At 52.7% G+C, this 2975-nt stretch carries 1 rRNA gene; it reads right to left on the reverse strand.

Features of this window, described 5'->3' with window-relative positions:
- Positions 1 to 32 precede the first annotated feature (32 nt).
- A 23S ribosomal RNA gene (locus LVQ79_RS22450) occupies positions 33 to 2941 on the reverse strand.
- Between the last annotated feature and the right edge of the window lie 34 nt (positions 2942 to 2975).

A 2975-nucleotide genomic window follows, 5' to 3' on the forward strand; every position in this document is an offset into this window, starting at 1 on the left:
TAGTCTCTCAACCAAAACACCTTCGGTGTTGTAAGGTTAAGCCTCACGGATCATTAGTACTGGTTAGCTCAACGTATCGCTACGCTTACACACCCAGCCTATCAACGTCGTAGTCTTCAACGTTCCTTCAGGGGAATCAAGTTCCCAGGGAGAATTCATCTCGGGGCAAGTTTCGCGCTTAGATGCTTTCAGCGCTTATCTTTTCCGCATTTAGCTACCGGGCAATGCCATTGGCATGACAACCCGAACACCAGTGATGCGTCCACTCCGGTCCTCTCGTACTAGGAGCAGCCCCCCTCAATTCTCCAGCGCCCACGGCAGATAGGGACCGAACTGTCTCACGACGTTCTAAACCCAGCTCGCGTACCACTTTAAATGGCGAACAGCCATACCCTTGGGACCTACTTCAGCCCCAGGATGTGATGAGCCGACATCGAGGTGCCAAACACCGCCGTCGATATGAACTCTTGGGCGGTATCAGCCTGTTATCCCCGGAGTACCTTTTATCCGTTGAGCGATGGCCCTTCCATTCAGAACCACCGGATCACTATGACCTGCTTTCGCACCTGCTCGAGCCGTCACTCTCGCAGTCAAGCTAGCTTATGCCATTGCACTAACCTCACGATGTCCGACCGTGATTAGCTAACCTTCGTGCTCCTCCGTTACGCTTTAGGAGGAGACCGCCCCAGTCAAACTACCCACCAGACACTGTCCGCAACCCCGATTAGGGGTCTACGTTAGAACACCAGCCATTAAAGGGTGGTATTTCAAGGTTGGCTCCACGCAGACTGGCGTCCACGCTTCAAAGCCTCCCACCTATCCTACACATCAAGGACCAGTGTTCAGTGTCAAGCTATAGTAAAGGTTCACGGGGTCTTTCCGTCTTGCCGCGGGTACACTGCATCTTCACAGCGATTTCAATTTCACTGAGTCTCGGGTGGAGACAGCCTGGCCATCATTACGCCATTCGTGCAGGTCGGAACTTACCCGACAAGGAATTTCGCTACCTTAGGACCGTTATAGTTACGGCCGCCGTTTACCGGGGCTTCGATCAAGAGCTTCAGCTTGCGCTTAACCCCATCAATTAACCTTCCGGCACCGGGCAGGCGTCACACCGTATACGTCCACTTTCGTGTTTGCACAGTGCTGTGTTTTTAATAAACAGTTGCAGCCAGCTGGTATCTTCGACTGCCTTCAGCTCCACCCGCGAGGGGTTTCACCTACCGACAGCGTGCCTTCTCCCGAAGTTACGGCACCATTTTGCCTAGTTCCTTCACCCGAGTTCTCTCAAGCGCCTTGGTATTCTCTACCTGACCACCTGTGTCGGTTTGGGGTACGATTTGATGTGACCTGATGCTTAGAGGCTTTTCCTGGAAGTGCGGCATTTGTTACTTCAGCACCGTAGTGCCTCGTCATCACACCTCAGCGTTAGATAGAAGTCCGGATTTACCTAAACTTCCCGCCTACATGCTTAAACCGGGACAACCGTCGCCCGGCTAACATAGCCCTCTCCGTCCCCCCTTCGCAGTCACACCGAGTACAGGAATATTAACCTGTTTCCCATCGACTACGCCTTTCGGCCTCGCCTTAGGGGTCGACTCACCCTGCCCCGATTAACGTTGGACAGGAACCCTTGGTCTTCCGGCGAGCGGGTTTTTCACCCGCTTTATCGTTACTTATGTCAGCATTCGCACTTCTGATACCTCCACCTACCCTCACAGGTAAGCTTCGACGGCTTACAGAACGCTCCCCTACCCAACAACGCATAAGCGTCGCTGCCGCAGCTTCGGTGCATGGTTTAGCCCCGTTACATCTTCCGCGCAGGCCGACTCGACCAGTGAGCTATTACGCTTTCTTTAAATGATGGCTGCTTCTAAGCCAACATCCTGGCTGTCTGTGCCTTCCCACATCGTTTCCCACTTAACCATGACTTTGGGACCTTAGCTGGCGGTCTGGGTTGTTTCCCTCTTCACGACGGACGTTAGCACCCGCCGTGTGTCTCCCGTGATAACATTCTTCGGTATTCGTAGTTTGCATCGGGTTGGTAAGCCGGGATGGCCCCCTAGCCGAAACAGTGCTCTACCCCCGAAGATGAGTTCACGAGGCGCTACCTAAATAGCTTTCGGGGAGAACCAGCTATCTCCCGGTTTGATTGGCCTTTCACCCCCAGCCACAAGTCATCCGCTAATTTTTCAACATTAGTCGGTTCGGTCCTCCAGTTAGTGTTACCCAACCTTCAACCTGCCCATGGCTAGATCACCGGGTTTCGGGTCTATACCCTGCAACTTAACGCCCAGTTAAGACTCGGTTTCCCTGCGGCTCCCCTATACGGTTAACCTTGCTACAGAATATAAGTCGCTGACCCATTATACAAAAGGTACGCAGTCACCCCATAAAAGAGGCTCCCACTGCTTGTACGTACACGGTTTCAGGTTCTGTTTCACTCCCCTCGCCGGGGTTCTTTTCGCCTTTCCCTCACGGTACTTGTTCGCTATCGGTCAGTCAGGAGTATTTAGCCTTGGAGGATGGTCCCCCCATATTCAGACAGGATACCACGTGTCCCGCCCTACTCTTCGAGTTCACAGCAAGTGCATTTTTGTGTACGGGAGTATCACCCTGTACCCTGCGACTTTCCAGACGCTTCCACTAATGCACAAACTGATTCAGACTCTGGGCTGTTCCCCGTTCGCTCGCCGCTACTGGGGGAATCTCGGTTGATTTCTTTTCCTCGAGGTACTTAGATGTTTCAGTTCCCTCGGTTCGCTTCGTTAAGCTATGTATTCACTTAACGATAGTGTGACGAATCACACTGGGTTTCCCCATTCGGAAATCGTCGGTTATAACGGTTCATATCACCTTACCGACGCTTATCGCAGATTAGCACGTCCTTCATCGCCTCTGACTGCCAGGGCATCCACCGTGTACGCTTAGTCGCTTAACCTCACAACCCGAAGATGTCTCGTGAGACACAATCG

This window comes from Buttiauxella cochleicola (assembly GCF_021282405.1).
In the GTDB taxonomy this organism is placed as follows: domain Bacteria; phylum Pseudomonadota; class Gammaproteobacteria; order Enterobacterales; family Enterobacteriaceae; genus Buttiauxella; species Buttiauxella massiliensis.